The organism is Mycolicibacterium helvum (assembly GCF_010731895.1).
Lineage (GTDB): Bacteria > Actinomycetota > Actinomycetes > Mycobacteriales > Mycobacteriaceae > Mycobacterium > Mycobacterium helvum.
In genome coordinates this window covers 5,101,862-5,126,620 of record NZ_AP022596.1, presented here as the reverse complement: position 1 = coordinate 5,126,620, position 24,759 = coordinate 5,101,862, and the positions used below count along the sequence as shown (strand labels likewise).

At 65.0% G+C, this 24,759-nt stretch carries 21 protein-coding genes; 8 read left to right on the top strand and 13 right to left on the bottom strand.

Annotated features, from left to right (window positions below; genetic code table 11):
• Window positions 1–17 precede the first annotated feature (17 nt).
• Both G6N38_RS24140 and G6N38_RS24135 read left to right on the top strand, forming a co-directional pair.
• Complete coding sequence (locus G6N38_RS24140; protein WP_163750494.1) at window positions 18–188, top strand: hypothetical protein; 171 nt, start codon at window positions 18–20, stop codon at window positions 186–188.
• 24 nt (window positions 189–212) lie between these two features.
• Window positions 213–443 carry a hypothetical protein gene (locus G6N38_RS24135; protein WP_163750493.1) on the top strand — a complete coding sequence of 77 codons (231 nt, stop codon included), beginning with the start codon at window positions 213–215 and terminating at the stop codon, window positions 441–443.
• Window positions 444–1,003: 560 nt separating this feature from the next.
• Here the strand turns inward: G6N38_RS24135 and G6N38_RS24130 are convergent.
• The gene (locus G6N38_RS24130) at window positions 1,004–4,225 is read right to left on the bottom strand and encodes a beta strand repeat-containing protein (RefSeq protein WP_163750492.1); all 3,222 of its coding nucleotides are present in this window, start codon (window positions 4,223–4,225) and stop codon (window positions 1,004–1,006) included.
• A 7-nt stretch (window positions 4,226–4,232) separates the two neighbouring features.
• Here G6N38_RS24130 and G6N38_RS24125 point away from each other — a divergent pair, with 7 nt between their 5' ends.
• Both G6N38_RS24125 and G6N38_RS24120 read left to right on the top strand, forming a co-directional pair.
• A complete protein-coding gene (locus G6N38_RS24125) occupies window positions 4,233–4,661 on the top strand; it encodes a hypothetical protein (RefSeq protein ID WP_163750491.1) in 429 nt (142 codons plus the stop codon).
• An 856-nt stretch (window positions 4,662–5,517) separates the two neighbouring features.
• Window positions 5,518–5,931: a DUF2510 domain-containing protein gene (locus tag G6N38_RS24120; protein WP_163750490.1), complete on the top strand. Its 414-nt coding sequence runs from the start codon at window positions 5,518–5,520 to the stop codon at window positions 5,929–5,931.
• A gap of 522 nt (window positions 5,932–6,453) precedes the next feature.
• Here the strand turns inward: G6N38_RS24120 and G6N38_RS24115 are convergent.
• Window positions 6,454–7,050: a riboflavin synthase gene (locus tag G6N38_RS24115; protein ID WP_163750489.1), complete on the bottom strand. Its 597-nt coding sequence runs from the start codon at window positions 7,048–7,050 to the stop codon at window positions 6,454–6,456.
• A 130-nt stretch (window positions 7,051–7,180) separates the two neighbouring features.
• Between G6N38_RS24115 and G6N38_RS24110 the strand changes: the two genes are divergently transcribed.
• Window positions 7,181–7,879, top strand: a complete 699-nt coding sequence (locus tag G6N38_RS24110) for an LppX_LprAFG lipoprotein (RefSeq protein WP_170314181.1) — start codon at window positions 7,181–7,183, stop codon at window positions 7,877–7,879.
• Between the two features lie 11 nt (window positions 7,880–7,890).
• Window positions 7,891–9,456, top strand: coding sequence for an MFS transporter (locus G6N38_RS24105; RefSeq protein ID WP_163750487.1), 1,566 nt, complete (start codon window positions 7,891–7,893; stop codon window positions 9,454–9,456).
• On the opposite strand, the gene lysA is transcribed toward G6N38_RS24105, so the two are convergent.
• From lysA to G6N38_RS24050, 11 genes are all read right to left on the bottom strand, one after another.
• Window positions 9,448–10,710 carry a diaminopimelate decarboxylase gene (lysA, locus tag G6N38_RS24100; RefSeq protein ID WP_163750486.1) on the bottom strand — a complete coding sequence of 421 codons (1,263 nt, stop codon included), beginning with the start codon at window positions 10,708–10,710 and terminating at the stop codon, window positions 9,448–9,450. The two genes, G6N38_RS24105 and lysA, sit on opposite strands and share 9 nt — an antisense overlap.
• Window positions 10,710–11,435, bottom strand: coding sequence for a glucosamine-6-phosphate deaminase (locus G6N38_RS24095; RefSeq protein ID WP_163750485.1), 726 nt, complete (start codon window positions 11,433–11,435; stop codon window positions 10,710–10,712). Before G6N38_RS24095 ends, lysA begins: the two co-directional genes overlap by 1 nt.
• 4 nt (window positions 11,436–11,439) lie before the next feature.
• Entirely contained in the window at window positions 11,440–12,861 is a 1,422-nt protein-coding gene (locus G6N38_RS24090; RefSeq protein ID WP_163750484.1) for a xylulokinase, read from the bottom strand.
• The gene (locus tag G6N38_RS24085) at window positions 12,858–14,222 is read right to left on the bottom strand and encodes an aspartate aminotransferase family protein (protein WP_163750483.1); all 1,365 of its coding nucleotides are present in this window, start codon (window positions 14,220–14,222) and stop codon (window positions 12,858–12,860) included. Before G6N38_RS24085 ends, G6N38_RS24090 begins: the two co-directional genes overlap by 4 nt.
• A 31-nt stretch (window positions 14,223–14,253) precedes the next feature.
• Window positions 14,254–15,438, bottom strand: a complete 1,185-nt coding sequence (locus G6N38_RS24080) for a M20 family metallopeptidase (protein WP_163750482.1) — start codon at window positions 15,436–15,438, stop codon at window positions 14,254–14,256.
• Entirely contained in the window at window positions 15,435–16,457 is a 1,023-nt protein-coding gene (locus G6N38_RS24075; RefSeq protein ID WP_163750481.1) for an ABC transporter ATP-binding protein, read from the bottom strand. The genes G6N38_RS24080 and G6N38_RS24075 overlap by 4 nt, the downstream gene beginning before the upstream one ends.
• The gene (locus G6N38_RS24070; protein WP_163750480.1) at window positions 16,454–17,425 is read right to left on the bottom strand and encodes an ABC transporter ATP-binding protein; all 972 of its coding nucleotides are present in this window, start codon (window positions 17,423–17,425) and stop codon (window positions 16,454–16,456) included. Before G6N38_RS24070 ends, G6N38_RS24075 begins: the two co-directional genes overlap by 4 nt.
• The gene (locus tag G6N38_RS24065) at window positions 17,422–18,336 is read right to left on the bottom strand and encodes an ABC transporter permease (RefSeq protein ID WP_163750479.1); all 915 of its coding nucleotides are present in this window, start codon (window positions 18,334–18,336) and stop codon (window positions 17,422–17,424) included. The genes G6N38_RS24070 and G6N38_RS24065 overlap by 4 nt, the downstream gene beginning before the upstream one ends.
• Window positions 18,333–19,301: an ABC transporter permease gene (locus G6N38_RS24060; RefSeq protein ID WP_163750478.1), complete on the bottom strand. Its 969-nt coding sequence runs from the start codon at window positions 19,299–19,301 to the stop codon at window positions 18,333–18,335. Before G6N38_RS24060 ends, G6N38_RS24065 begins: the two co-directional genes overlap by 4 nt.
• 6 nt (window positions 19,302–19,307) lie before the next feature.
• Entirely contained in the window at window positions 19,308–20,951 is a 1,644-nt protein-coding gene (locus tag G6N38_RS24055) for an ABC transporter substrate-binding protein (protein WP_163750477.1), read from the bottom strand.
• 185 nt (window positions 20,952–21,136) lie between these two features.
• Complete coding sequence (locus G6N38_RS24050; protein WP_163750476.1) at window positions 21,137–21,901, bottom strand: GntR family transcriptional regulator; 765 nt, start codon at window positions 21,899–21,901, stop codon at window positions 21,137–21,139.
• A 333-nt stretch (window positions 21,902–22,234) separates the two neighbouring features.
• Here G6N38_RS24050 and G6N38_RS24045 point away from each other — a divergent pair, with 333 nt between their 5' ends.
• Both G6N38_RS24045 and G6N38_RS24040 read left to right on the top strand, forming a co-directional pair.
• Entirely contained in the window at window positions 22,235–23,551 is a 1,317-nt protein-coding gene (locus tag G6N38_RS24045; RefSeq protein WP_246227403.1) for an aspartate aminotransferase family protein, read from the top strand.
• A 93-nt stretch (window positions 23,552–23,644) separates the two neighbouring features.
• Window positions 23,645–24,739 carry an ABC transporter ATP-binding protein gene (locus tag G6N38_RS24040; protein WP_163750474.1) on the top strand — a complete coding sequence of 365 codons (1,095 nt, stop codon included), beginning with the start codon at window positions 23,645–23,647 and terminating at the stop codon, window positions 24,737–24,739.
• The last annotated feature ends 20 nt before the right edge of the window (window positions 24,740–24,759 follow it).

The following is a 24,759-nucleotide window of genomic DNA, read 5'->3' as shown; positions in this document are numbered from 1 at the left end:
CCTTCGCCGTCGTCGAATTGCCTCCACCCGTTGGGTTGTCGCTCGACGGACTGGCGGCCGTCGGCGCCGATGAGTCAGTCGCCGCAGGGGCGGTCGACGGCGTCGTCAACGTCCCGCCGGTGGCCGATGTTTCGGTCGTTGTGGCGTCATCGGTCGACGTTGGTGTCGGAGTCGAGGATGCCGGTTGAGGGGTCGGGTCTGTATCGCTGCCCGTGGCGACGGAGCGAGCCGATCCCGGCGACCGTACGGACACCGAGGAACCGCCGTTGGAGCCGGCCGCAGGCGGCTTTGCTGTCGAGCGAGTCCGCGCAGGTCCGGCAGATCCGTTGGTGCGGTTGGCGGCCGCGGACTGGCCGGAATTACTTCCCGAATTGCTCGGTGAATGCGATGCGGATCCGGAATCCGACGAGCTGCCGTCAGTGGAGGCTGCGGCCACTCCTTGACCGACGCCGACCGCCAGACTCAGCCCAACCGCGGCGGCGAAGATACCGTTGCGTGCAGCACGTTTCCGGTTGCGGGCGACGACCTTCCTATGTCGCGCAGCCTGCTTCCTGTGACGACCTGCCTGCTTCTTCTTCGAAGCCACCGACTCTCCCGACACGTGAAACGTGGCGCAACTCATGCCCCCACAGGTCTAGAGACGCGCACCACTTTGTTGATGCCGCAACGTAACACTCCATTCGAATTTTCGCCAAGATTTCGCCAGCCCGCGTGTGTCATAACCTAGTGAGCTGCAGCTTTGATGGTGCGACAGACTGTGCTCATGTGTCTCAAATGAGAGAGAACATGTTCTAGTTTATGAATCAGCAAATTTACACACGCGTCGCGCAAAGATCAGGTATGTACACAGCCTTCGCACAGGTCACGGCCGCAGACCGTCGCGGGTCGCGGGTCTCAAGAAGGCCCCCTAGGGCAGCAGGCCGTCGTAACTGACGTAGACGGTGTCGGTCACGGTGTCGCCACTGGGGCATATTGGGGGCGTAAGGATGGCCAAAGCCCGGGCTTAGAAGTTCTGTTGAGCCGTATACGTCACGGAGTAGCTGGCCGGCGTGCTGCTCACCACGCCGTTGTTCACGACGTAGTAGCCGTCGTAGACGGTGAGGACGATGGTGTCGCCGGTGTGGGTGCCACTGGTGCTGAGGATGTTGAGGAAGGAGTCGTAGCTGGCGCTGCCGTGCGCCGGCTGCTGGGTGATGGCGTACGTCGTGGAGTCGCTGTCGCCGTCGCTGCCGGAAACCGATGTCCAGTAGGTGTACGTGCCTAGGATGCTGCTTCCGGCCCAGCGGATTCCGTTGGACAGCGTTGGGGCGGTATTGGCGGCGTAGATGGGTATGACACTTGTATATGTGGTGGTCCCACCGAAAGCGTCATTGACCGTCGCGGTGAAGGTGTCACCGACCGCGCTGCCGGTGGCACCGATCTTGGCTGCAGCGTGGTAGTACGAATACCCCTTGTCGATGCTGTAGCTGAAGGTCCCGTCGGCGTTGATCACCACCGTGCCGCCGTTGACCGTGGTGTAACTGCCGGCGGTGTAGGTCAGGGGGTCGCCGTCGGCGTCGGTGGCATGCAGTGCGCCGGTGACGGACTGCTTGAGGGTGCCGATGCCCAGGATGCGGTTGTCTTGCAGGGTCGAGGTGCCGATCGTGGTCGTGCCGGGCGTCGGGGCTGCGTTGGTAACGGTCGGGGTGACGTTGATCGTGGCGATGATCACCGACTTGCCGCTGGCATCAGTGGCTTTGATCGTGAAGGAATCATTCGGGATCGTGGTGTGCCCCAGGCCGGCGGTCCGGGTGTAGGTGTAGGAACCGTTGGCGTTGACGGTGACGGTGCCCTTCGACGGGCCGGTACCCAAGCTGTAGGTCAACCCCAGTCCCATGTCGCCGACCGGGATGTTCAGCTGGCCGTTGACCACACCAATCGAGGTGTTGGTGTTCGTCTGCGGCGACGCCGCCGTCAGCCCGCCCAGGTTGACTGTCGCTGTCGTGACGCCGCCATGACCGTCATCGACCTGAACCTGGAACGAATCCGAGGTGACGCCCACCTTGGGGACGTAGGTGAACGAGGTACCGCTCATCGTGACGATGCCACCGCCTGCGGTGTATGCCGACCCGCCGCTTGTATTGAGCAGGCGGTAGGTCAGGCTGTCGCCGTCACTATCGGAGCCACCCGAGATGATGCCACGCACGACGCCAAGGCCGCTGGTGCTCGAACTGCTCACCGATCCACTCAAAGTCGGTGCTGCATTTTGCTTTTCGATCGGGATCGAGTAGGTCACGTTGGTGGTACCGCCAAACGCGTCGCTGACCGCGATCGTGAACGTGTCGCCAGGATCACCGGCGACAGCGTGGTCGTGCCAGTAGCTGTCCGAGACGCCGAACCACGCGTACTTCTGTAACGAGTAGGTGAATATGCCGCTGGCAGAGACTGTGATCGAACCGCCGTTTGTGGTGGTGTATGTCCCAGCCGCCCAGGTGATCGGATCACCCTCTGCGTCAGTAGCTTTCAGCGTGCCGCTGGTATCCTGCCGATCGTACGGGCCAAATATGCGGGTCAGCGCCGAACTGGCCACTGTCACACCGCTACCCACCGGCGCGCTGTTGACCACCGCAGGTTTGACGGCCAGATTCAGGGTGACTGTGCGGCCGTTGGCGTCGGTGGCAATCACGGTGACCACATCGCTATTGGCCGGAGTGCGGCCGACGCTCGAGGTATAGGTGAACGCGCCGGTGGTCGGGTCGAAGGACGTCACGGTGCCCTTCGTCGGGCTGGCGCCCAGCGCATAACTGGTGAAGATGCCCGCATCACCACTCGGGACCGGCACAGAACCTGTCACGACGTACGGCGTCGAGGTGTTGAGATTGCCCGGGGTGATCGACGTGGTGTTGGCGACCGTAACCGTCGCGATCGTGGTGCCACCGTGGCCGTCGGTGATCTGCACCTGGAAGCTCTGCGTGGCGCCGGCGGTCGCCGACGAAACATAGGTAAAGGCGCCGGTGGTCGAGTTCAGGGTGAGGATGCCGCCGTTCCCTGCGCCATTCTTGGTATAGGCGGAGTTGTTAGTCAGGCCGTTGACCGATGAGCCGACCAGCGAGTAGGTCAAGGTGTCACCGTCAGAGTCGGCGCCTCCGACGCTGCCACGCACGACGCCCAGGCCGTCGGCAGCGCCCATCGTCGGAGACGATGTGGGCGCGCTGTTCGACCCGTCGATGATCTTGATGCTGAAGGTGACGGTGTATTTGACGCCGTCCGCGGACGTCACCGGGATCTTCACGGTGTCGTATCTGTCCGCCTCATTTTCTGACGTTGCCCGTTGGAAGAACGCCTGGCCGGGAAGCGTGTTCGTATACGTGAATCCACCATCGCTGGTGTTGATGGTGACCAGCCCACCGCCTGCCGAGACAAAGGTCCCGAGTAGCGACGTCCCGAAATCCACCGATCTGCCATCGGGATCCACCGCGTGGAACGTGCCCGCTGCGTACTCAGAGCGTGTGCTGTCACTGCCCAAGCTCAGCGTGTAGAGCCAACCGTCGTAGGTCGTGCTGGTCGTGAAGGTCGTGAGGGCGGCCATCTCCTGGAACCGCTTGTACATGGCAACCAGCGCGACATAGGCCACGATCGTGAATGGATTGACCTGCGCGGCGGTCCAGGTCGGCAGCGTTATATTCCACGCCCTCGTCGGGTCGTAGAAAGCGCCACCGTCGCTGAGCCCGAACGTCAGGGTGGCCGCGGCCTGCGCCGCAGCAATCTTGGTGTCGAGACTAGCGGCGTTTGTGAGGTCAGACCTGGTGACGACGGCGCCGGTGGTCGCCTTTATGACATCGATCTCCCACTGGGCCGGGTCGTAAATGCCATTGAGCATGTCGGTCAAGACCGTTGCGGTGCCGACCACCGCAGCGCCCATGATCTTGTACGGCGTGATGATGCCGAAAGTCCCTGCCCCTGGGGCGATAGTGAATGGCGGCACGACCCGGTTCAGGAAGTCGCCCCACGCGTTGAGGGTGTCCGTGAACGAATAGTTGGGGATCGCCGACTTGACGAAAAGGCCGAGGATGCTGTTGAGATCTGGAATCCACCGTGCTGGGCTGCCCGCGACTGCGCCGGCGATCAAGGCTTCGAGCTGATCGTCAACGGCGTCGAGGCTCTGGTCGGTTTGATGGTTGGTAATAGTGACGAAGTTGTGCGGTAAACCGGGCCAGCCGGCGAGCCGGTTGACCGCTCTGGTCAAGGCGCCCATGAAATACCACGCCGCCGTCCCCGCTGCCGGGGTCGCAGCGGCCGTCGGCGTGGCCGATGCGGCCGGAGCTGCTTTGGCCGCGGCCGTCGTCGACTTCTCGGTTTGCGGCGCGCTGGCGGTTGTCTCCACGAAGGTCGCAGAGCTAGTCGCGGTCTTCGGTGAGGTAGCGGCGGTAGTAGTTGAGTCGGCGGCGGCAGTGGGTGAGTCAGCAGCAGTAGTAGTAGCGGTGCTCGAACTCGGTGCACTTACGCCAGAAGAGGCGCGAGGAGCCCCTGACGATTGCTTGGTTGAGGCACGCTTGCGCGCTGGTCCAGCCGTGCCGGTTGCACCGGTGGATTTCGAGGGAGTTCCGGCGTCACTGGCCGAACTCCCCTTCGATACGGAACCCGACGATTCGCGGTCCGGGGCGGCCGCCGCCACTCCTTGACCGGCGGCCACCGCCAGGCTGACCCCCACCGCCGCTGCGAGGATTCCGTTGCGAGCCGCGCGCTGCCGGTTGCGAGCCGCCTGTTTGCGGTGACGCCCCTTCGCGCGCCGCGCTTTCCGTGGGCTAGCCGCGGACATGACCGGTCTTCGCTGTGCACTGCAATGAACGCACTGTTCGCTCCGCTCATCCGGACTGCCCGCAACGTGGATTTAGCTGTGACTTCTACCGAAGCGTGTCTCAGCCAAATTTCTGCGAATACATCGACCAGCGCATTCGGCGGCGTTTCTGGCACACCGAGGATCACAGATCGTGCTGAGCACTCGCTTAGCGAGCACTATGCAGCAACGTCTCGTACTGATCAAGCGATTAGCGTGGGCGAGTCACCGCTCGCGATCGGCCAGCAACCGTTCCACGTCGTATTTGGCGATTGTCTCCCAGTCAGCGCTGCGCTCGACCCGCCTAGATAAAGGCCAGATCAGAGCGCTGTGGCCCAGGTTGGTCGACGCCCTCTCTGCCGCGGCCAGAGAACCACCCGGTATCACGCGACGCGGGCGGGTTTCCGTTCCCTTTGCCGTCCCTTCGAAGCGATCTCCCAGGCGCGACATCGGAATGTAGGTGGCGTCCCAATCGCGGGGACATGATCGGGTGGCCTCGTTACACTCCCAGGTCGGCACAGACAGGGGGGCCACCGAATTGCTCATTCGCCGGGGGGGACAAATGAGGGACCGTGAGCCAGTCATTGCCGTCAGAGGGGCGCGGTGGTGACGGCACCCAAACGCTTGATTGCGTGCCCAGCATGCGGTGCGCACCTCAACATATCGGCTGACTCCACGGCGCCACGTATCCGCTGCGCCATATGCGACGTCTCGTTTCCCGCAAACATGGCTGGCGCTCCGGCGAAACACCGCCGCCGCCAAAGCCAGCCCCGGGCTGGTACGCCGACCCCCGCGGGGGCAACGGAAAACGCTACTTCGACGGCAGCCGATGGACCGACCAGATCGCCTACGCGGGAGACGAGCCAGCCAAGTCAGGCTTAGCTGCGGGACTACTGCAACTCTTCCTTGGCTACTTCGGCCTCGGCCGCTTTTACCTCGGGTACACCTCCATCGGAGGAATCCAGCTCGGGCTTGGCCTTCTCGGACTCTTCCTCACAGTGTTCTGCTTTCTAGGGCTGGTGATCCTCGCACCTTTGGGGATCTGGGTATTCATCGAGGGAATCATGATGATCGCCGGAGCCATACCCGATGCCAATGGTCGTAAAGTCCGATGAATCCCGTTGCCCCGCTGCCCTGCGTGAGCGCAAGCATTACCAGCGCCCGGAAAGGGATCGCGGCCAACAGGTTGACGGCGGACGGCCAGACGAAATTCGTCATCAACGGATGCCAGATCCGCTCTTTGTTTTCCTCGCTTTGTTTTCCTCGCTGTTATTGACTTGCACACGTAGGACTGTGGCAACTGGGTCCTCTACTGCTTCACTACGTACAGGTCAAGCATGTCGGCGAGGGTTACCAAGGTGCTCGAGTATGCCGCTGTCAATCACAGCTGAACCTTGCTCTGCCCACCCCTTGGGTAGGCGATCACAGCGCCGTACCACTCAGGCAGGTGCCTACGAGGGATCGCCGTCTTCCGGACAACGGCATCCGATTCGTTAAGGCGATTTCCGCTCGGCACGGAGATGAGCTGCCACAACGGAAGCAGGTCGGCCGGCGTGTTGGACGCCACGCAATTGTTTGGACATACAGCACTGTGCGTGTCGCTCATCTTCGACTCGACACACAAAAATGCAGTTCAGCTAGGTTCTCTGCTGCAGAAGCCGTTCCACGTATTTCGCGATGACATCCACCTCAAGATTCACCGGCGTCCCGACGGCGGCGCGACCCAGCGTGGTCAGCGCCAACGTCGTCGGAATCAACGACACCTCAAACCAGTCGTCACCCAGGCCGGAGACCGTCAGCGAAATCCCGTCGACGGTAATCGAGCCCTTCTCCACGACGTAACGCGACAGCTCGGGCGGCAGCGAGACTCGCACGACTTCCCAGTGCTCGGACGGCGTCCGGGACACCACCCGACCAGTGCCGTCGACGTGGCCCTGCACGATGTGGCCGCCGAGTCGACTGTTGACCGCAGCGGCCCGCTCCAGGTTCACCGCGCTACCGACCCCGACAGCCGCCAGGCTGGACCGGTTGAGCGTCTCGGCCATCACGTCGGCACTGAACTGCCCGTCGGGCAGCACGTCGACCACGGTCAGGCATACGCCGTTGACCGCGATCGAATCGCCATGCCGGGCGTCGGTGGTGACGACGGGCCCGCTGATCACGAATCGGGCGGCGTCGGCCAGTTCATCCTTGCCGACCACCTCGCCCAGCTCCTCGACGATTCCAGTGAACACGCACTTAATCTAGTCCGGCCCCGACGACACTCACTTAGCCCCACTAAAAACGCAGGTCATGTCGCATTTGTCGGGTCCCACCCGCCGTGGTAGGACAAAGTTGGTCGGGCTGACCCTCTACGATGCACCTATGCCGACGTGCCGCCGAATGTTTGCCGTCCTTGTCGCCCTCTTCGCCACAGCAGCCCTGTTCGTCGCGGGCTGCTCGTCATCCTCGAAGCCCTCTGAGCCGCTACCGGATGCCGCCGGACTGCTGCAGCAGTCCATCGCAGTCACCAAGGGCCTCAAGAGTGCCCACCTCGACATCGCCGTGAACGGCAAGATCGAGGGCCTGCCCGTCAAGAAGCTCACCGGCGACCTGACCAACATCCCGACCGTCGCGGTGGCCGGAAACTCCACGATCTCGATGGGCGGCTCGGATGTCGACATCCAGCTGGTGGTCCAGGACGGCACCCTGTATGCCGCGTTGACCCCCAACAACTGGCTGGACATGGGCCCAGCCAAGGACATCTACGACCCGTCGGTGGTCCTCAACCCCGACAACGGTCTGGGTAACTGGCTGGCCAGCATCACCGACGCCAAGTCGGAGGCCAGCGAGACCATCAATGGTGTTGACACGGTGCGGATCTCCGGCAAGGTCAGCGCCGACGCCATGAACAAACTGATCCCGCTCAAGGCGACCACCCCGCTGCCCGCCACCGTCTGGATCCAGAAGGCCGACCCCCATCAGCTGGTGCAGGCCAAGGCCGACACAGGCAACGGCGGCAGCATTCAGATCACGCTGTCGGAGTGGGACAAGCCCGTCACCGTCACCAAGCCCGCCGTCTGACGGCCTGAGTCATGGCTGAGTCTCTGGACACCGCCGCCCACCGGGCACAGACCTCCGGCCGCAGCCGCCGGATCGCGATCGGCGCGGGCAGCCTGGCGGTTCTGCTCGGCGCGCTCGACACCTATGTCGTCGTCACGATCATGGTCGACATCATGTCGACCGTCGGCATCCCGGTGAACAAGCTCCAGCAGGTCACCCCCATCATCACCTGGTACTTGCTGGGCTACATCGCGGCCATGCCGCTGCTGGGCCGATTGTCCGACCGCTTCGGCCGCAAACTCGTGCTGCAGCTGTCCCTGGTCACCTTCGCGGTGGGCTCGGTGGTGACGGCACTGTCCACCGACCTGACCATGCTGGTCATCGGCCGGCTGATCCAGGGTGTGGCCAGCGGTGCCCTGCTGCCTGTCACGCTGGCGCTGGCCGCTGACCTCTGGGCGGCCCGCAGCCGGGCCACGGTGCTCGGCGGCATCGGCGCCGCCCAGGAGCTGGGCAGCGTGCTCGGTCCGCTGTACGGCATCGGCGTGGTGCTACTGCTGGGCAAGTGGCAAGACGTGTTCTGGATCAACTTGCCGCTGACCGTGATCGCGATGGTTCTGATCCATTTCAGCCTGCCTGGCCACGACCGCACCGCTAACCCCGAGAAGGTCGATCTGATCGGCGGCATCCTGCTCGCGATCGCGTTGGGCCTGGCCGTCATCGGCCTGTACAACCCGTCCCCCGACGGCAAGCAGCTCCTGCCGCCGCACGGCCTGGTCCTGGTCGGCGGGGCGATCGTCGCGGCGATCGCATTCGCGGTGTGGGAGCGCTTTGCCCGCACCCGGCTGATCGAACCGGCCGGCGTCCGGTTCGTCCCCTTTCTGGCCGCACTGGGCACCTCGCTGTGCGCAGGCGCCGCACTGATGGTCACCCTGGTCAATGTCGAGTTGTTCGGTCAGGGCGTGTTGGGCAAGGACCAGACCCAGGCAGCCTTCCTGCTGCTGCACTTCCTGATCGCGCTGCCGATCGGCGCGCTGATCGGCGGCTGGGTCGCCACCCGGATTGGCGACCGGATCGTCGCGGTGACCGGCATGCTGATCTCCGCGGGCGCCTACTGGCTGGTGTCGCACTGGGGAACCAATGTGGCCAGCGCGCACCACGATCTGGGCTTCGTGTCGCTGCCGGTGATCGACACGGATCTGGCGCTGGCCGGCCTCGGGCTCGGGCTGGTGATCGGTCCGCTCACCTCGGCCGCGCTGCGCGTGGTGCCGGCAGCCCAGCACGGCATCGCGTCATCACTGGTCGTGGTGGCCCGGATGACGGGCATGCTCATCGGTGTCGCGGCGCTGAGCGCATGGGGCTTGTACCGGTTCAACCAGATCCTGGCCACCTTGCCCAGCCCGGGCGGCAACAGCTTGGCCGCCAAACTCGCCGGCGAGGCCGAGCGCTATCGCACCGCGTTCGCCATGCAGTACGGCTCGATCTTCTTCATCACGGTCATCGTGTGCCTGGTGGGTGCCGCGCTGGCACTGTTCATCGGCAGCAAGCAGATACACGCCGACGACGCCAAAGCTGAAGCTACGCTGCCGGCCTCACGGTAGCTCCACGTCACGCGCCAGTAGGTCGGCCCAGGTGTCCCGACGCACGACGAGGCGGGCATCGCCGCCCGTGGCGAACACCACCGGGATGCGGCGCGCGCCGTTGTACTGGTTGGACATCGTGTAGCAATACGCCCCGGTGACGGGCACCGCCAGCAGGTCGCCGACGGCTGGATTATCAAGGGGCACAACGTCGATCAGCTGATCGCCGGACTCGCAGTGCCGGCCCACCACTGTGACGCTCTCGCCGCCGCCGAGCCGGTCGACGAGCGTGGCCTCGAACCGCTGCCCGTATAGCGACACCTCGAGGTTGTCCCCCATCCCGCCGTCGACCGCGACATGGATGACCTTGCCGCGCTTGACGGTGGTGACCCGGTAGACCGTGCACGCCGCGGTGGCGGTCATCGACCGGCCCGGTTCAACGATGATGCGGGCATCGGCGGGGACCAGCCCGCGAGCCTTGTCAATCATGGTCTGGGCGTAGACGTCCACCTCAGGTGGCTGATCGGCATACGTATAGCGGACACCGAGCCCACCGCCGAAGTCGTAGACGTCGAAGCTGCCGAGCGCGGCGACCGGAGCCACGGCGGCGGCCAGCTGCTCGGCATCGAGCAGCTGGGAGCCGACGTGGGTATGCACGCCGTCGCAGCGCAACACCCTGCTGCGGCGGATCCGGTCGATCGCCACGCGTGCGTCCTCGGGCAGCAGACCGAACTTCGAGCCGGCATGCCCGGTCGCGACGGCCGCGTGGGTATCGGCCTCGATACCGGGCACCACCCGCACCAGGCAGGCCTGCCGGTGGCCCGGTTCGACGATGCGCTCCAGCCGGTCGATGTCGTCGAAGTTGTCGACGACGATCAGACCGACGCCCTTGGCGACGGCCAGTTCGAGTTCCTCGTCGGTCTTGGCGTTACCGTGCAACAACATCCGGGCCGGGTCAGCGCCCGCCGCCAGCGCGGTGATGATCTCGCCCCCGCCCGCGACGTCGAGCAGCAGCCCCTCCTCGCTAGCCAGACGTTGAATCGTAGTACACGGGAACGCTTTTGACGCGAACGCCACATCGGCGCGAGCCCAGCGGCTGCGGAACGCCGCCAGATAATCCCTGGCCCGCTGACGCACCGCGTCCTCGGCGACCACCATGACCGGAGTGCCGAACTCGGCCGCGATGTCGTCCAGTCGGCAGCCACCGACGCTCAGCATGCCGTGATCGACAACTGAACCGGGCGGGAACAAGCCCAACACCTGGGAATCACTCATCAGGACATCCTGCTCCACGCCGCCCGATCCGCAATCACCGTCACGTCGCCATGTCGCTGCAAGACGGAGGCCGGAACATCGCTGCCGACCGGTCCCCGCAGCGCGGCGGCCAGCGCGGCGGCCTTCGTCTGGCCGGCAGCCAACAGCAGGATCGAGCGGGCGCGGCAGATCGTCGCCAATCCCTGGGTGATCGCCCGCCGAGGGACGGCATCGACCCGGCCACCGAAGAACCGCGCATTGTCGTTCCGGGTCTGTTCGGACAACTCCACCACGCGGGTCAGCGAGTCGAGTGCCGAGCCTGGCTCGTTGAAGGCCAGGTGACCGTTGGAGCCGATACCGACGATCTGGACATCGACACCGCCGACTTCGGCGATACGGTCCTCGAATTCCGCCGCCCCGGGCGCCGGATCGTCACCATAGCCTTGGGGTACATGGACGTTGGCGGCCGGAATACCAAGCGGGCCGGCGATGTGCTCATCCACATAGGTGGCATAGCTGTGCGGGTCACCGTCGGCCAGCCCAAGGTACTCATCCAGGGCGATTACGACGGCGCCCGACAGATCGATCTCCCCGCGGCTACTGCGCCGGGCCAGCTCGTCGTACAGGCGCATCGGCGTACCGCCGGTTGCGACCCCGAGCCGGGGTCTGTCCGGCGGCAGATTCACCAGCAACGCGGTGGCGGCGGTGGTGGCGAACATCTCGTCGTCAACAACCCTCACCTTCATCGCCCTACCTCCGTCCGAGCCGCGCGTCGTCATGGCGCACAAGGCAATCCGTCCACCAGGCGTACCGCTCGGCGCGCGGCTCGATGATCCGCGGCGCATCGTCGCGCACGATCGGGTCGCCGGTGGCAGCGGCGGCGAACAACGCCGCACCCACTGTCGAATGATCAGTCACTACCGGGTCCACCCACACCTCACGGCCCGTCGCGTCGGCGATGTCCTGCCACATCAGCGGGCTGACCGCGCTGCCGCCGCCGAGCCGTACCGGACCCGACCGGCCTGTCGTCATGGCCAACACATCGATACAGCGGCGCAGTTCGACCACGATCCCGGTCAGCAACCCCCGGCCGATGTGACCGACTCCCATCCCGAGCCGGAGACCCTGCAGGGTGCCGGTCAGACCCGGATCCCACAGCGCCCCCTGCTCCCCCGGTGACAGGTACGGCAGAAACAGCGGCGCCTCCTCAACTGGGACGGCGCCGGCCAGCTCGAGTAGGTCCGCCGGACCGCCAAGGCCGAACAGGGCGGCGACTGCGTCGAATGCCGAGCCCATTGCCAGTAGATCCATTTCGAGCCCCCACCCGGATCCGGCCAGCGGGGTTACCAAGTACCGCCTGGCCGGGTCGCGGACCGGCCGGTCGGAAATGCCCAGCACCACCGCGCTGGTTCCGGCGATGACCCCGACGTCACCGTGGGCGACCGCGCCAACCCCTAGTGCGCCGAGCACCGAATCCGCCGCCCCGAGTACCACGGGCAGGTCGCCGGCCACCCCCCAGCGCTGCCGCCACGACGACACCAGCGGTAGCGCCGTGGCGGCATCGGCCACCTCGGGTACCTCGAAACCGCCTGACGCCGCGACTAGTTCGGCACTCCAGCAGCCCTGCTCGAGGTCGAAGACGGCACTGCCGGCAGCAGTGCTGGGATCGGTGAGCAAGTGTCCGGTCAGCTGGTGGAACAGCACGTCCTTGGCCCCCGCGACGATTGCGCCGGTGCGGCCCAGCCCACGCAGCCGCGCATGCATCGGCGCCAGGTACCGGCCGTCGACGCGTTGGCCGGTGATCTGATACAGCACGTCGTCGCCGATCGTGGCGCGCAGCGCATCGGCCTGCGGCTCAGCCCTGGCGTCCTCCCAGGTGATCGCCGATCCCACCGCCTTGCCCGCCGCGTCCAGCTCCACCAGGGTCGGCAGCATCGCACTCAGTCCGATCGCGCGCCATCGCTGGGGCGCCACCATACCGGCGATCGCGTCACCGGCGGTGCCGAGCGCCTCCCACCAGTGCTGCGTATCCTGTTCGGCTGCTTCGGGTTCGGGCCGGCGTGTCGGATACCCGCACCGGGCTGTCGCGACGACATCGCCGTCGCGGCCGACCGCGACGATCTTGATTGCCGAGGTGCCGAGATCGACGCCGATGACTACCGGTCCGGTCACGACTTGGCGGCGGGAGTCCGGGTGCGGGCGACGACGGTCAGTGCGTCGGCAGCAGCCTGCAGCGTCTCGTCGATATCGCGGTCGTCGTGCACGAGCGATACGAAGAGGTTCTCGAACTGAAGGGGGTGGAACAGCACTCCGCGAACGACCATCTCCTCGTACCACCGGGTGAACAAGGCCTCGTCGGCGCGGGCAACCGCATCACGCCAGTTGTGGATCGGACCGTTGGCGAACCACAGCTGGAACACCGTGCCCAGCCCCTCACAGTAGGCGTCAAGCCCCCGGTCGGCAGCCAGTTCGCCAAGACCTGCGGCAAGCCGGTGTCCCAAAGCACGCTGCCGCTCGTAGAGTCCCGGCTCGGCCAGCAGATCCATGGTGGCCGAGACTGCCGCACACTGAACGACATTGGCGTTGTAGGTGCCCGAGTGTGAATAACGGCCTTCGGCGACCAGCCGCATCGCCTCCGTTGACCCGCCCACCGCGGCCACCGGAAAACCGCCGCCAAGCCCCTTGGCCAGGGTCGTCAAATCCGGTGTCACGCCGAACCACTCCTGGGCTCCGCCGCGGGCAAACCGGAACCCGGTGATCACCTCGTCGAAGATCAACAGGGCACCGTGCTTGCGGGTCTCGCTGCGCAGCAGTTCGAGATAGCCGGGTTCGGGCAGGATGCAGCCAGTATTGAACACGGCGGGTTCAGTAAGCACCGCGGCGATCTCGTGACCGCGCCGATTCATCAACTCGACGAAGCTGTCGGGATCGTTCCAGGTCAGCACAACCAGGGTGTCCTCCAATTCGGCTGGAACCCCGGGCCCCATGGCGACTGGACGTGGATGGTCGGCCGGCCCGGCCAGCACCGGATCAACGTGGTTCGACCAATACACGGTGTCCTGCCAGCCGTGGTAGTGCCCCTCGAACCGGACCACGATGCGTCGATCGGTGGTCGCCCGAGCCAGCCGGACCGCGGTGCCGACCGCTTCGGATCCGGAGTTGGTGAACCGCACCTGCTCGATACCCGGCACCGCAGCCACCACCTTCTCGGCAGCCTCGATCTCCAGCTCGTAGGGAAGTCCGAAGCAGGTGCCCAGATCACGCACCGCCTCGGTGACAGCATTGGTCACCACCGGGTGCCGGTGACCCAGGATCATCGGGCCCAGCCCCAGCAGATAGTCGATGTAGGTGTTGCCGTCCACATCGGTAAGGCGCGATCCGCTGCCCTCAGCCATGAAAATCGGGTACGGCTTCCACCCGTTGCGCGGTAACCGGGCTGTCGAGCCCGCACCGCCGGGGATCGTTCGTTTCGCCCGGTCGTACATGGCGGCGGTGGCGGGCGTACGGGTGGCGAACGCGTCGGCGAACGACATCGAACTCTCTTTCTTTGCAGTCGTTTTCATGTCACTGTGCGGGGGAAACGGAGGTGCCCAACATGGTCACCAGAGTGCGGCGGAGGATCTCGGTGGTGGCGATCACGTCCGGGATGGACACCCATTCCTCTGCGGCGTGATAGTTGCCGCCCTCGGGGCCGAACAGCACAGTCGGGATGCCGGCGCTCTGGAACAACGCGGCATCGGTCCAGGCGTTGAGGCCGGTGATCGGTGAACGCACTCCGTTGACCGCCTCCGTCGCGTCGGCGAGTGCGTCGAGCAGCGCCTCGTTACCTTCGCCGGTGAAGGGATCGCGGTCCAGACGGACGATGACCTCGCCCCGGAAACGCGGCTCGGATTCCTTCACTTCGGCGAAGATCGCCTCGATCTCGGCCACCCGGTCGGCCAGCGTCTCGCCCGGTTGGGTGCCGATCTCGATACCCAACACCGCCTGATTCGGATACGTGGCGTAATCGGTTCCGCCGCTGATGGTCCCGGTGTGGAACACGGTGCGCCCGTTCTTCGGATCAGGGTTCGGCTTCCACCGAGTCTCATCGAGTCGATGCAGGCGGGTCACCACCTCAGCCATGTGCACGATCGCATCCACACCTTTGTCCGGAGCCGAACCGTGGGCCGGTTCGCCGTGCACCACGATGTCGATCCACCCGAATCCCTGGTGCTCGCCGAAGATGGTGTGAGAACCGTCGGGTTCGAGGTTGATGGCCAGGTCGATCTCGGCCGCGTGATGGGCGACCAGATGCTCGGTGCCGATGCTGATGCCCTCCTCGTCGATCACCAGTGCCACCAGGATGTTGCCCGCCAATTCGGCTCCAGAGCGCACTAATTCGCGCACCGCCAGCATGGCCGCCGCGCAGCCGCCCTTGTCGTCGGCCACACCCAGCCCGATCATCCGGTCACCCTCGATCACCGGGTGCAGTGCGCGGTCGGGCCAGTTCGCGTAGCCGACGGTGTCGCTGTGTGCGGACAGGCAGATCGTCGGGCCGGGCGCGCTGCCCCGCAGCCACGCCAGCACGTTGGGCCGGCCAGGCTCCACTTCCTCCAACGTCGCGTCCAGGCCCAGATCGGCGAGCCAGTCACGCGTGAACCGGGCGACCTCACCCTCGCCCGCCCCGCCCGGGATCAGCCAGGGCGTCACGGAGTCGATTCGAACCATCGCCTCAAGCAGCTCGATCGCTTCCTCGCGAGTGACGGTCATATGGTGTTCTCCTTCGGTGTCGGTGATACTTCAAGGTCGGAAAAATGGCACGCCACAGCGTGTTCCGGAGTGACGGCGGTCAGCAGTGGTTGCTCCGCGCGACAGCGTTCGGGTTGGCCGAGCTGCCGGTACAGCGGGCAACGCGGCGCGAAGCGACAGCCCGTCGCGGTGGCGGTCGCGTTGGGCGGCTCACCGCTCAGCAGCGTGCGCGCCGCTCGCCGGCCGCCGCCAGCCTTCGGCATGACGTCCACCAGTGCGCGGGTGTAGGGGTGCCGGGGAGTCCCGATGACATCCGAGGCCTGACCCTGCTCGACCACCCGGCCCAAGTAAAGCACGGCCACCCGGTCGGCGAAAACACCGGCCAGCGCCAAGTCGTGCGTGATGAAAAGGATTGCCACACCGAGCCGTTCACGCATATCCAGCAGCACCCGGATGACGCCGGCGCGCAACGAGACGTCCAGCATGGAAACCGGCTCGTCGGCCACCAGCAGCCGGGGCTCGAGAGCGAGCGCGGCTGCGATGGCCACGCGCTGGCGCTGCCCGCCGGACAGCTGGAAGATCCGCCGCTGCGCAATGGCCGTCGCCGGCGTGAGCCCGCACATCTCCAACGCCCCCAGCGCCACCGAGTGCCGTGCTGCCGCGTCCAGGTCCTTACGGTGGATGCCGAGACCTTCACTGACGACATCGATCGCGGTGGCGTTGACCGGAAGGCTCTCGAACGGATCCTGGAAGATCATCTGGAAGTCCTGGCGCTGTCTTCGCAGAGCCGCGCCACGGGCGTGGGTGATATCGACACCGCCGACCGCTACCGACCCCGAGCTCGCTTCGACGAGCCGCATGATGGTGCGGGCCACCGTCGTCTTGCCGCACCCGGATTCACCTACCAGGGCCACGATCTCGCCTTCACTCACGGACAGGTCGACACCGTCGACGGCGCGCGCGGTCAGGCGCTGACGACCGTGCCGGACCGGGAAGTGCACATGCAGGTCGCTGACCTCGGCGACCACCGGCTTGGTCATGCGGACACCCCCACCAGATGACATGCCGCGACATGATCGGAGGCGCCAGGCACCAGACGCGGGGCCGGATCGTCGCTCACACAGCGCGGTAACTTCTCGGCGCAGCGGTCGTGGAAGCGGCAGCCGACCGGGGGATGCGCGAGATCGGGTGGACTGCCCGGGATTCCACTGATCGACGCCTGTCCCGCGTCCAAGCGGGGATAGCAGTCCAGCAACCGGCGGGTGTAAGGATGGGCCGGCTGCGATTGGGAACCCAGGATCTCCTCGGCAGTTCCGCGCTCGACGATCCGCCCGGCGTACATGACCGCGACCCGGTCACACAGCTCGGACAGCACGGTCAGGTCGTGGGAGATGATCAGCATGGCAAGCCCCAGTTCGTCAGCCAGACCGCGGATCAGCTCGAGGATCTGCGCCTGGGTCATGACGTCGAGTGCGGTCGTCGGCTCGTCGGCGATCACCAGATCGGGGCGGCAGGCCAGCGCCATGGCGATCATCGCCCGCTGCTTCATACCGCCGGACAGCTGGTGGGGATAGTCGGCGGCCCGGCCCGCGGCGATACCGACCTGGGTCAGCAGCTCCGCGACCCGCAGGCGCACCGCCTTGCGGGTGACGTCCGGCTCATGCGCGCGGATCGCCTCGCCGATTTGAGCACCGACTGTCATGACCGGGTTGAAGCCGTTCATCGCGCCCTGGAACACCAGCGACAGCCGCCGCCACCGCAGCGTCCGCAATTCGGCTTCCTCGACTGTGCGCAGATCGGTGCCGGCGAAAACCATCTCGTCGGCGGCCGTGACAGCTCCGTGCGGAAGCAAACGCGCCACCGCAAGCGCCAGCGTGCTTTTCCCGCAGCCGGATTCACCAGCCAGCCCGACCACCTCGCCGGCTGAGACGTCCAGGTCGACACCGTCGACCGCACGCACGCCGCCACCGTAGGTGACGGTCAGATTGCGGATGCTCAGCAGGCTCATTCGACCACCGCCAGCCGCGGGTTGAGGATACGTTCCAGGCTCTGCCCGACCAGCGAGAAGGCCAGCACCACCAGCACAATGCCGACACCGGGGGGCAGAAAGTACCACCAGAAGCCGTTGCCCACCGCGCCGGCCGCGAAGGCGTTGTGCAGGATCTGGCCCCATGAGGTGCGGGCCGGATCGCCGAGGCCGAGGAACGACAATGTGGCCTCGGCGAGGATCGACCCGGCGATCACCAGCACCGCGTTCGCGATGACCAGTGCCATCACCCCGGGCAGGATCAGGCGCCACAGGATGCCCGCCGACGACAGCCCAACGGTTTTGGCGCGGGCCACTACCTCGCGCTCCCGTAGCGCGAGAGCTTGGGAGCGAACGATACGCGCGGTGCTGGGCCAGCTGGTGATCGCGATGACGAGCACGATCATCGGCAGGCTCTGCCCGATGATTGCCCCGAGCGCAATCATCAAGGGCAGGTTGGGCAGCACCAGGAAAAAATCGGTGATGCGCATCAGGACAGCGTCGACGAAACCGGTGAACCAGCCCGCCAGCACCCCGACCAGCGTCCCGATCAGCACCGTGATCAGGGTGGCGATCAATCCGATCTCCAGCGACACCGACGTGCCGGCCAAGACCTGACGCAACACGTCTCGGCCAAGTTCATCGGTGCCCAGCCAGTGGGCGGCACTGGGCGGCAACAGGATTCCGGTCCGCGACTCGGCGACGTCGGTACGGTCGTACGGTGCGAGGAGCGGTCCGAGGATTGCCACCAGCATGACGACGGCGACGGTGAGCAGGCCGATACGGCCCATCGGGTCGGCGACGAGCTGGCGTAGCACCCCCCGCCATCCGCCCGCCACGTGCGCGGCGGCAGGTTCGGGTTCCTGGTTGGGGTCGTGTAGCGGGCGGGTCATGTCAGCCGAACCCGTGGATCAAGGATCCGGTAGAGCAGATCGCTGGCGAAGTTGGCCAACACGACGACCACCGCGAAGATCAGGAAGCAGGCTTCCATCACCGGATAGTCCCGCCGGATGACCGACAAGTAGATCAACTGCCCCATACCGGGCCAGGAGAACACCGTTTCCACCTGGATTGTGCCGCCGACAGTTGCGCTGGCGTACAGCGTGGTGGCGGTCACCACCGGCAGCAGCGCATTGCGGACGCCGTGCCGCCAGAGCACCCGCCGCGGGGTCAGGCCTTTGGCCCGGGCTGTGGTCATGTAGTCCTCGGACAGGGTCGCCAGCAGTGAACTGCGGGTGATCAGGACGAACTGAGCGATGTCGACCAGGACCATGGCGATCGTGGGCAACACGAGATGGCGTCCCAGGTCGGCGATTCGGGTGAACACCGTGGGGTAGAGCGCGTCAGCGGTGTACATCCCGGCGATCGGGAACCAGCCGAGTGAAACGGCGAAGACGAATATCAGCAGCATGCCGACCCAGAACGTAGGCAGGCTCCAGAACACCAACGATCCGATCACCAGTCCCCCGTCGGTGCGTGAGCCGCGCCGGGACGCGGCGAACACACCGATCAGCACACCGAGGATGATCACCAAGAGCGTGGAGATCGTCACCAGGATCAGCGTGTTGGCAAGGGCTTTCACCACGATCGGCCCGACGGCGGCCTGATAGGTATAGGAGAAGCCGAGGTCACCTTTGATGAGGTTCTGCAGATACGTGAGGAACTGCGACGCCATGGGCTGATCGAGTCCGTAGTAGCTGCGCAGCCGTGCGATCGCGTCGGCATCCAGGTGCTGACCGCGTGCGATATGAGTCACCGGATCTCCCGGCATCAGATGGAAGAGAACGAAATTCGTCGCCACCACCGCAACGAGCGTGAGGACCAGGTAGGAGATCTTCTGGCCGAGGTACCGGAGCATCGAGTCTCAGGCCGGCTTCACGTCGAGGTAGTTCACCCGCGGGAAGTTGAGAATCATGCCGCCGTTCATCGGCTGCCAGCCCGTCCAGGTGTTCGTCCGGGTCCCGGTCAGCTTCTTCTGATACCACATCACGATGTAGGGGCACGCGGCGTAATGGATCGCCTGCATCTCCTGGACCAGCTTGACCCGGGCGGCACGGTCGATGGTGGTCGCCTGTTGTTGGTAGAGCTCGTCATAGCGGGGGTCGGTCCAGAAGGTGTCGTTGTTGCCCCCGATCTGATCGGTGGTGGCCAGCCCCAGCAGGTATGACGGGTCATAGAACGAGGAGTCCCAACCCCAGATCATCACGTCCCAGTCGGGAGTGTCGGCGTTGTAGACGGTGGCCCCCATACTGTCGGCGTCGGTGCTGGACAGCTTGAAGTTGACCCCGATGGCCTTAGCCGCACTGACGAACAGATCTGCGGCCTTCATGTCCACTGTGGTGTCGGCGATAACCAAGAGCCGAAACTCCAGTGGCGCACCATCTTTAGACTCTCGAATGCCGTCGCCGTTGCGATCGGTGTAGCCGGCCTTGTCCAAGAGTTCCTTGGCCTTGGCCGGGTTGTTGTCGAGCACCGCGTCGGGTGCGGGGACGAAGTGGAAGTCGCCGAAGGCCGGCGGCAGCAGATCGGTCCCGGGTTCTCCGTAACCCGCCAAAGCCAGCTCCACGAGCTGCTGGCGGCTGACGGCACATGACAACGCCTGGCGGACCACCGGATCACGCAAGATCGGGTTGCCCTTCGAACCGGGGGCGGCCGAACAGTTGAATCCGATCATGTGGAACGAGAACGATTCCATCGCAGTGGTTTTGACGTCGGTGGCGTTCTGCAGACCGGTGTAGATCGTGGGCGGCACCTCGGGGACGATGTCGATGTCGCCGGTGCGCAACGCCTGCGTGACGATGTCGTCGGACCCGAACTTCGTCCAGGTGACTTTCTGCGCCGCGGGCTTGGTACCCCACCACGAGTCGTTGCGGACGACGGTGGCGACGCTGCCCTTGTCCCACGATACGAAGCTGAATGGCCCGGTGCCGACTGGCTTTTCGTTGGCATATTTGGGCAAGTCGCCCTTGGCGACACCCTCCCAGAGATGCTTGGGAGCGATCGGCATGATGACGCCGGGTTCCAGGGTCTGCGGCTGCGAGTAGGTCAGCCGGATCTGGTTGTCCCCCACCTTCGTCACATCGGTCAAGTTCTTGAGGTACGCCCCGTATGTGCCGTAGTCGTTGTCCCGCACCATCAGAAAGGTGAACACAACATCGTCGGCGCTGAAGTCTTTGCCGTCGTGCCACTTCACGCCGGACCGCAGTGTGTAGGTGAAGGTCTTGCCGCCATCGGTCACCTGCACATCGGTGGCCAGCGAGGGTTGGATATTGAGCTGAGCGTCGTAAGCCATCAGTCGGTCGTAGACGAGCTGCAGCACGTCATCGGATTGGGTGGAGTCCGCGGTGAATGGGTTCAGCGAGTCGATGTCGGTGGTCGAGCCGACCCTCAACACCGTGCTACTCGCCGTTTCCGGCGCACACGCCGCGAGGGCGGCCGCGCCACCGAGGGCGGCGGCAACAACCGCCGACGTCCGAAGAAACTTCCGACGATCCATCGCACCTGTCATGGCAATCCTTCCCAAGGAGCACTTTATATACAAAGTAGTATGAGTGGAAGGTATTGCTGATCGATTGCGCGATTATTACCGCTAGATTTCCGCACAGCCGGTTCGGGCACAGCGGGCGGCAGCCCCAGACAGCGTTGGGCACACCACGCCGGAACGGCGCCGTGGTTACCGGAACGGGGCCGTGGTCAGTTGACGGAACGAGCCGTCGGGCCTAGCGGCTGGACAGCCCAGAATTTGTCGTCACGTGGCTCGATGAGCCGCGACCGCGACGATGCAGAAACATAGAACACGAAATCGTGTGCCAAGTAGGTCTGTTGGAAGCTGTCGAACACGACGCCGTCGGCACGGATGCTCGTACCCCTGATCCGCACGACGTCGTCGCGACCGGTCAAGTTCAGGTGTTCACGCTCCCACGCGCTCGGCTCGACGACCTCCATCGCTTGCTCGACGAGGTCGTCACTGAGGCCGTACTGGTCACGCAGGAAGTCGTAGAGCGATCCGCCGGCCGCCAGGTGCTCTTGATCAAGCGAGGGGACCACGGCCAGCGGCAAAACGGCCCGCTCCAGCACCTTAGGAGTGGCGCCGACCCTGCGAACCCGAGTCACTTCCCACACCGGAGATCCCGATTGCACCCCCAGTGCAATTGCATGCTGATCTCCGGCGAGCCCGACGAGCACGCTGACCAGGTCGGTATGCAACTCAACCTCGCCGGCCGGCCCTCGCATCATTTGCAGCAGACTTCCCGACCGCGTCAGTTCGCTCGTGATGCGATGCGGCGCAACGAACGTACCAACACCCTGGTGGCGGGTGATCTTCTGTTGATGCGCCAATTCGTCGAGGGCGCGGCGCACCGAGATGACGCTGACTTTGGCCATCTCAGCCAGCTCGGCCGTGCTCGGGAGCTTATCGCCCGGTTGCAAACCCTGCTCCCGGATCATGGCTTCGATCATGTCGTAGACGTGCTGATACCGGAGCTTTCGCTCGTGGCGTTTGCGAGGCTGCGCGGACTTCTGAGCCTTCGAAGTCATAGGCCTCCACCCCTTGCCTAGCCACCTTTGGTGGCGGGAACTTGCCCGTCCGCCCGGCATGTACGAGTCAACGAGTCTAGCATCGCGGTCATGCTCGGTATGCCTACCGACGGCGAGTTCGACTGTGATGGCGGGCGCGGCCGAAATTCGAGGCTCTTTGTATACTTATTATGATAAGTTGCCGGAAACGGCGAACGAGGGATAGTCATGGGTTTCGAGCAGGCCTTCCGGGCGCGGACGAGTGGTTCAGCCCGGATGTTTGAGCGAGCACGGCGCACCGTACCGGGGGGAGCCGGCAGCACAGCGCGACTCCCCCGCAACGGTTGGCGGCCGTACCCGCTCTTCATCACCCAGGGGCGCGGATCGCGCATCACCGACGTGGACGGCAACGAGTACGTCGATTACCTCCTGGGACTGGGGCCGATGATCCTCGGGCACCGCCACCCCGATATCACCCGCGCCGTGTCAGCCGCCATCGACGAACTCGGCACCTGCTTCGGGCTGCCCTACGAACTCGAGATCGAAGCTGCCGAGAAGGTTGTCGCCGCCGTTCCCAGCGTTGAACAGGTTCGCTTCACCAACTCAGGTTCCGAGGCGGTCGGCACCGCGGTTCGCCTGGCACGAGCGACCACCGGGCGCCGACTCATAGTCCGTTTCGAAGGGCATTATCACGGCTGGCAGGACACGGTTTACTGGTCCAACCACGTTGATCCCGCACTGGCCGGGCCGGCCGACAGCCCGAGACCCGTCGCGATGGGCCCCGGTGTCCCAGCGGAATTGGAGTCGACGCTGGCAGTGCTCACCTGGAACGACGCCGACCTGTTCACTCAGTTCATGGCACAACGAGGCCACGAAGTCGCGGCGGTGTTGACCGAACCCGCAGTTTTCAACACCGGCTGCATCCTGCCCGAACCTGGCTATCTCGAGCTGCTGCGCTCCGAGACTCACAAATACGGCGCAATGCTCATTTTCGACGAGGTGATCACCGGGTTCCGATTTGCGCGGGGCGGAGCTCAGGAGTGGTTCGGGGTCAACCCCGATCTCACCACCTTCGCAAAAGGCCTGGGCGGCGGTTTTCCGGTCGCGGCCGTCGGCGGCAGCGCCGACGCAATGCGGTTGGTGGCTGACGGCACGTATTCGCATTCGGGCACCTACAACGCCAACGTCGTTCAGTGCGCGGCAGTATCCGCCACCATGGACGCGCTCGCCGAGCCCGGACTCTACGAGCGAGCCCGCGCCCGCGGCACCCGACTCGCCGAGGGCCTTTCCGTGTTGGCTGCCGACCACGGCCTCGATGCCTACGTAGAGGGCCTGGGCACCGTATTCCAACTCTGGTTCGCCGACGCTCCCATCCGGAATTGGCGAGATGCCGTCACCCACGCCGATGAAGCGCTGTTCACTCGCTGGTATCAGGAGATGGTCGTACGTGGTGTCCTCTTCCACCCCCTGCAGTTCGAGAACCTTTTCGTGTCGCTCGTACACACCGACGAGGACATCGACGAAACCCTCACTGCGGCAGCCGATGCACTGTCCGTCATCGCCAAGGAGCGCCAAAGCCCTGGGCTGGCTTAACGTTGACCAGGTACTGCGCGCTCACACGGAGCGCCGCATACTTGACTCGTTCGGCGAACCTGCCACACCCTTGACTCAGAAGGTGGTCCCGTTATGGCATCGGTGACATTCGACCGCGCGACACGTACCTACGCCAACGCCCCGAAACCTTCAGTTGCGCAACTCGACCTCGATATCGCCGATGGCGAGTTCGTCGTGCTGGTGGGTCCGTCGGGCTGCGGAAAATCAACCTCGCTGAGGATGCTGGCAGGCCTCGAGGAAGTCACCGACGGGCGCATCCTGATCGGCACTGAGGACGTCACCCGAGTCGCGCCCAAGGACCGCGACATCGCGATGGTCTTCCAGAACTACGCCCTCTACCCGCACATGACCGTCGCGGAGAACATGGGTTTCGCTCTCAAAATGGCCAAGCTGTCGAAGTCTGACATCCAGCGCCGCGTCACAGAAGCCGCCAAATTGCTTGACCTCGAACCGTTTTTGGATCGCAAGCCCAAATCGCTCTCGGGTGGTCAGCGCCAGCGTGTTGCGATGGGGCGGGCCATTGTCCGACAACCACGGGTCTTTCTGATGGATGAGCCACTGTCGAATCTCGATGCCAAGTTACGGGTACAAACCCGCACGCAGATCGCACAACTCCAGCGGCGCCTGGCGACAACGACTGTCTACGTGACCCATGACCAGGTCGAAGCGATGACCATGGGCGACCGCGTAGCCGTACTCAAAGATGGCGTGCTGCAACAATTCGCCAGCCCCCGCGATCTCTACCACAACCCGGCGAACCAATTCGTCGCCGGATTCATGGGTTCACCTGCCATGAACCTGTTCACGCTGCCGTCCCAGCCCGACGGGGTGGCGATCGGCGGGTACACACTTCCGGTCCCGCGCGATACCGCCCGCGACGCGGGCGAGAGCATTGTCATCGGGATCAGGCCGGAACACTTCGAACTCGTCGAGAACGGCCCGGGCATTTCCGTGGAGATCGACGTGGTCGAGGAACTCGGATCCGACGCATATGTCTACGGGCGAGCCATCTCTCACAACGACGCACCGGGGGCCGGTCACACCTTGGCAGCCCGCGTCGATTGGCGCAATCCCCCGGCCAAGGGAGCACGTGTGGTCCTGCGCACCGACCCGAAGCACATCTATTTCTTCTCCCCCACCGATGGGCGTCGTCTGTCGGGCCGGTAGGTGCGCAGTGTGCGGCAAAC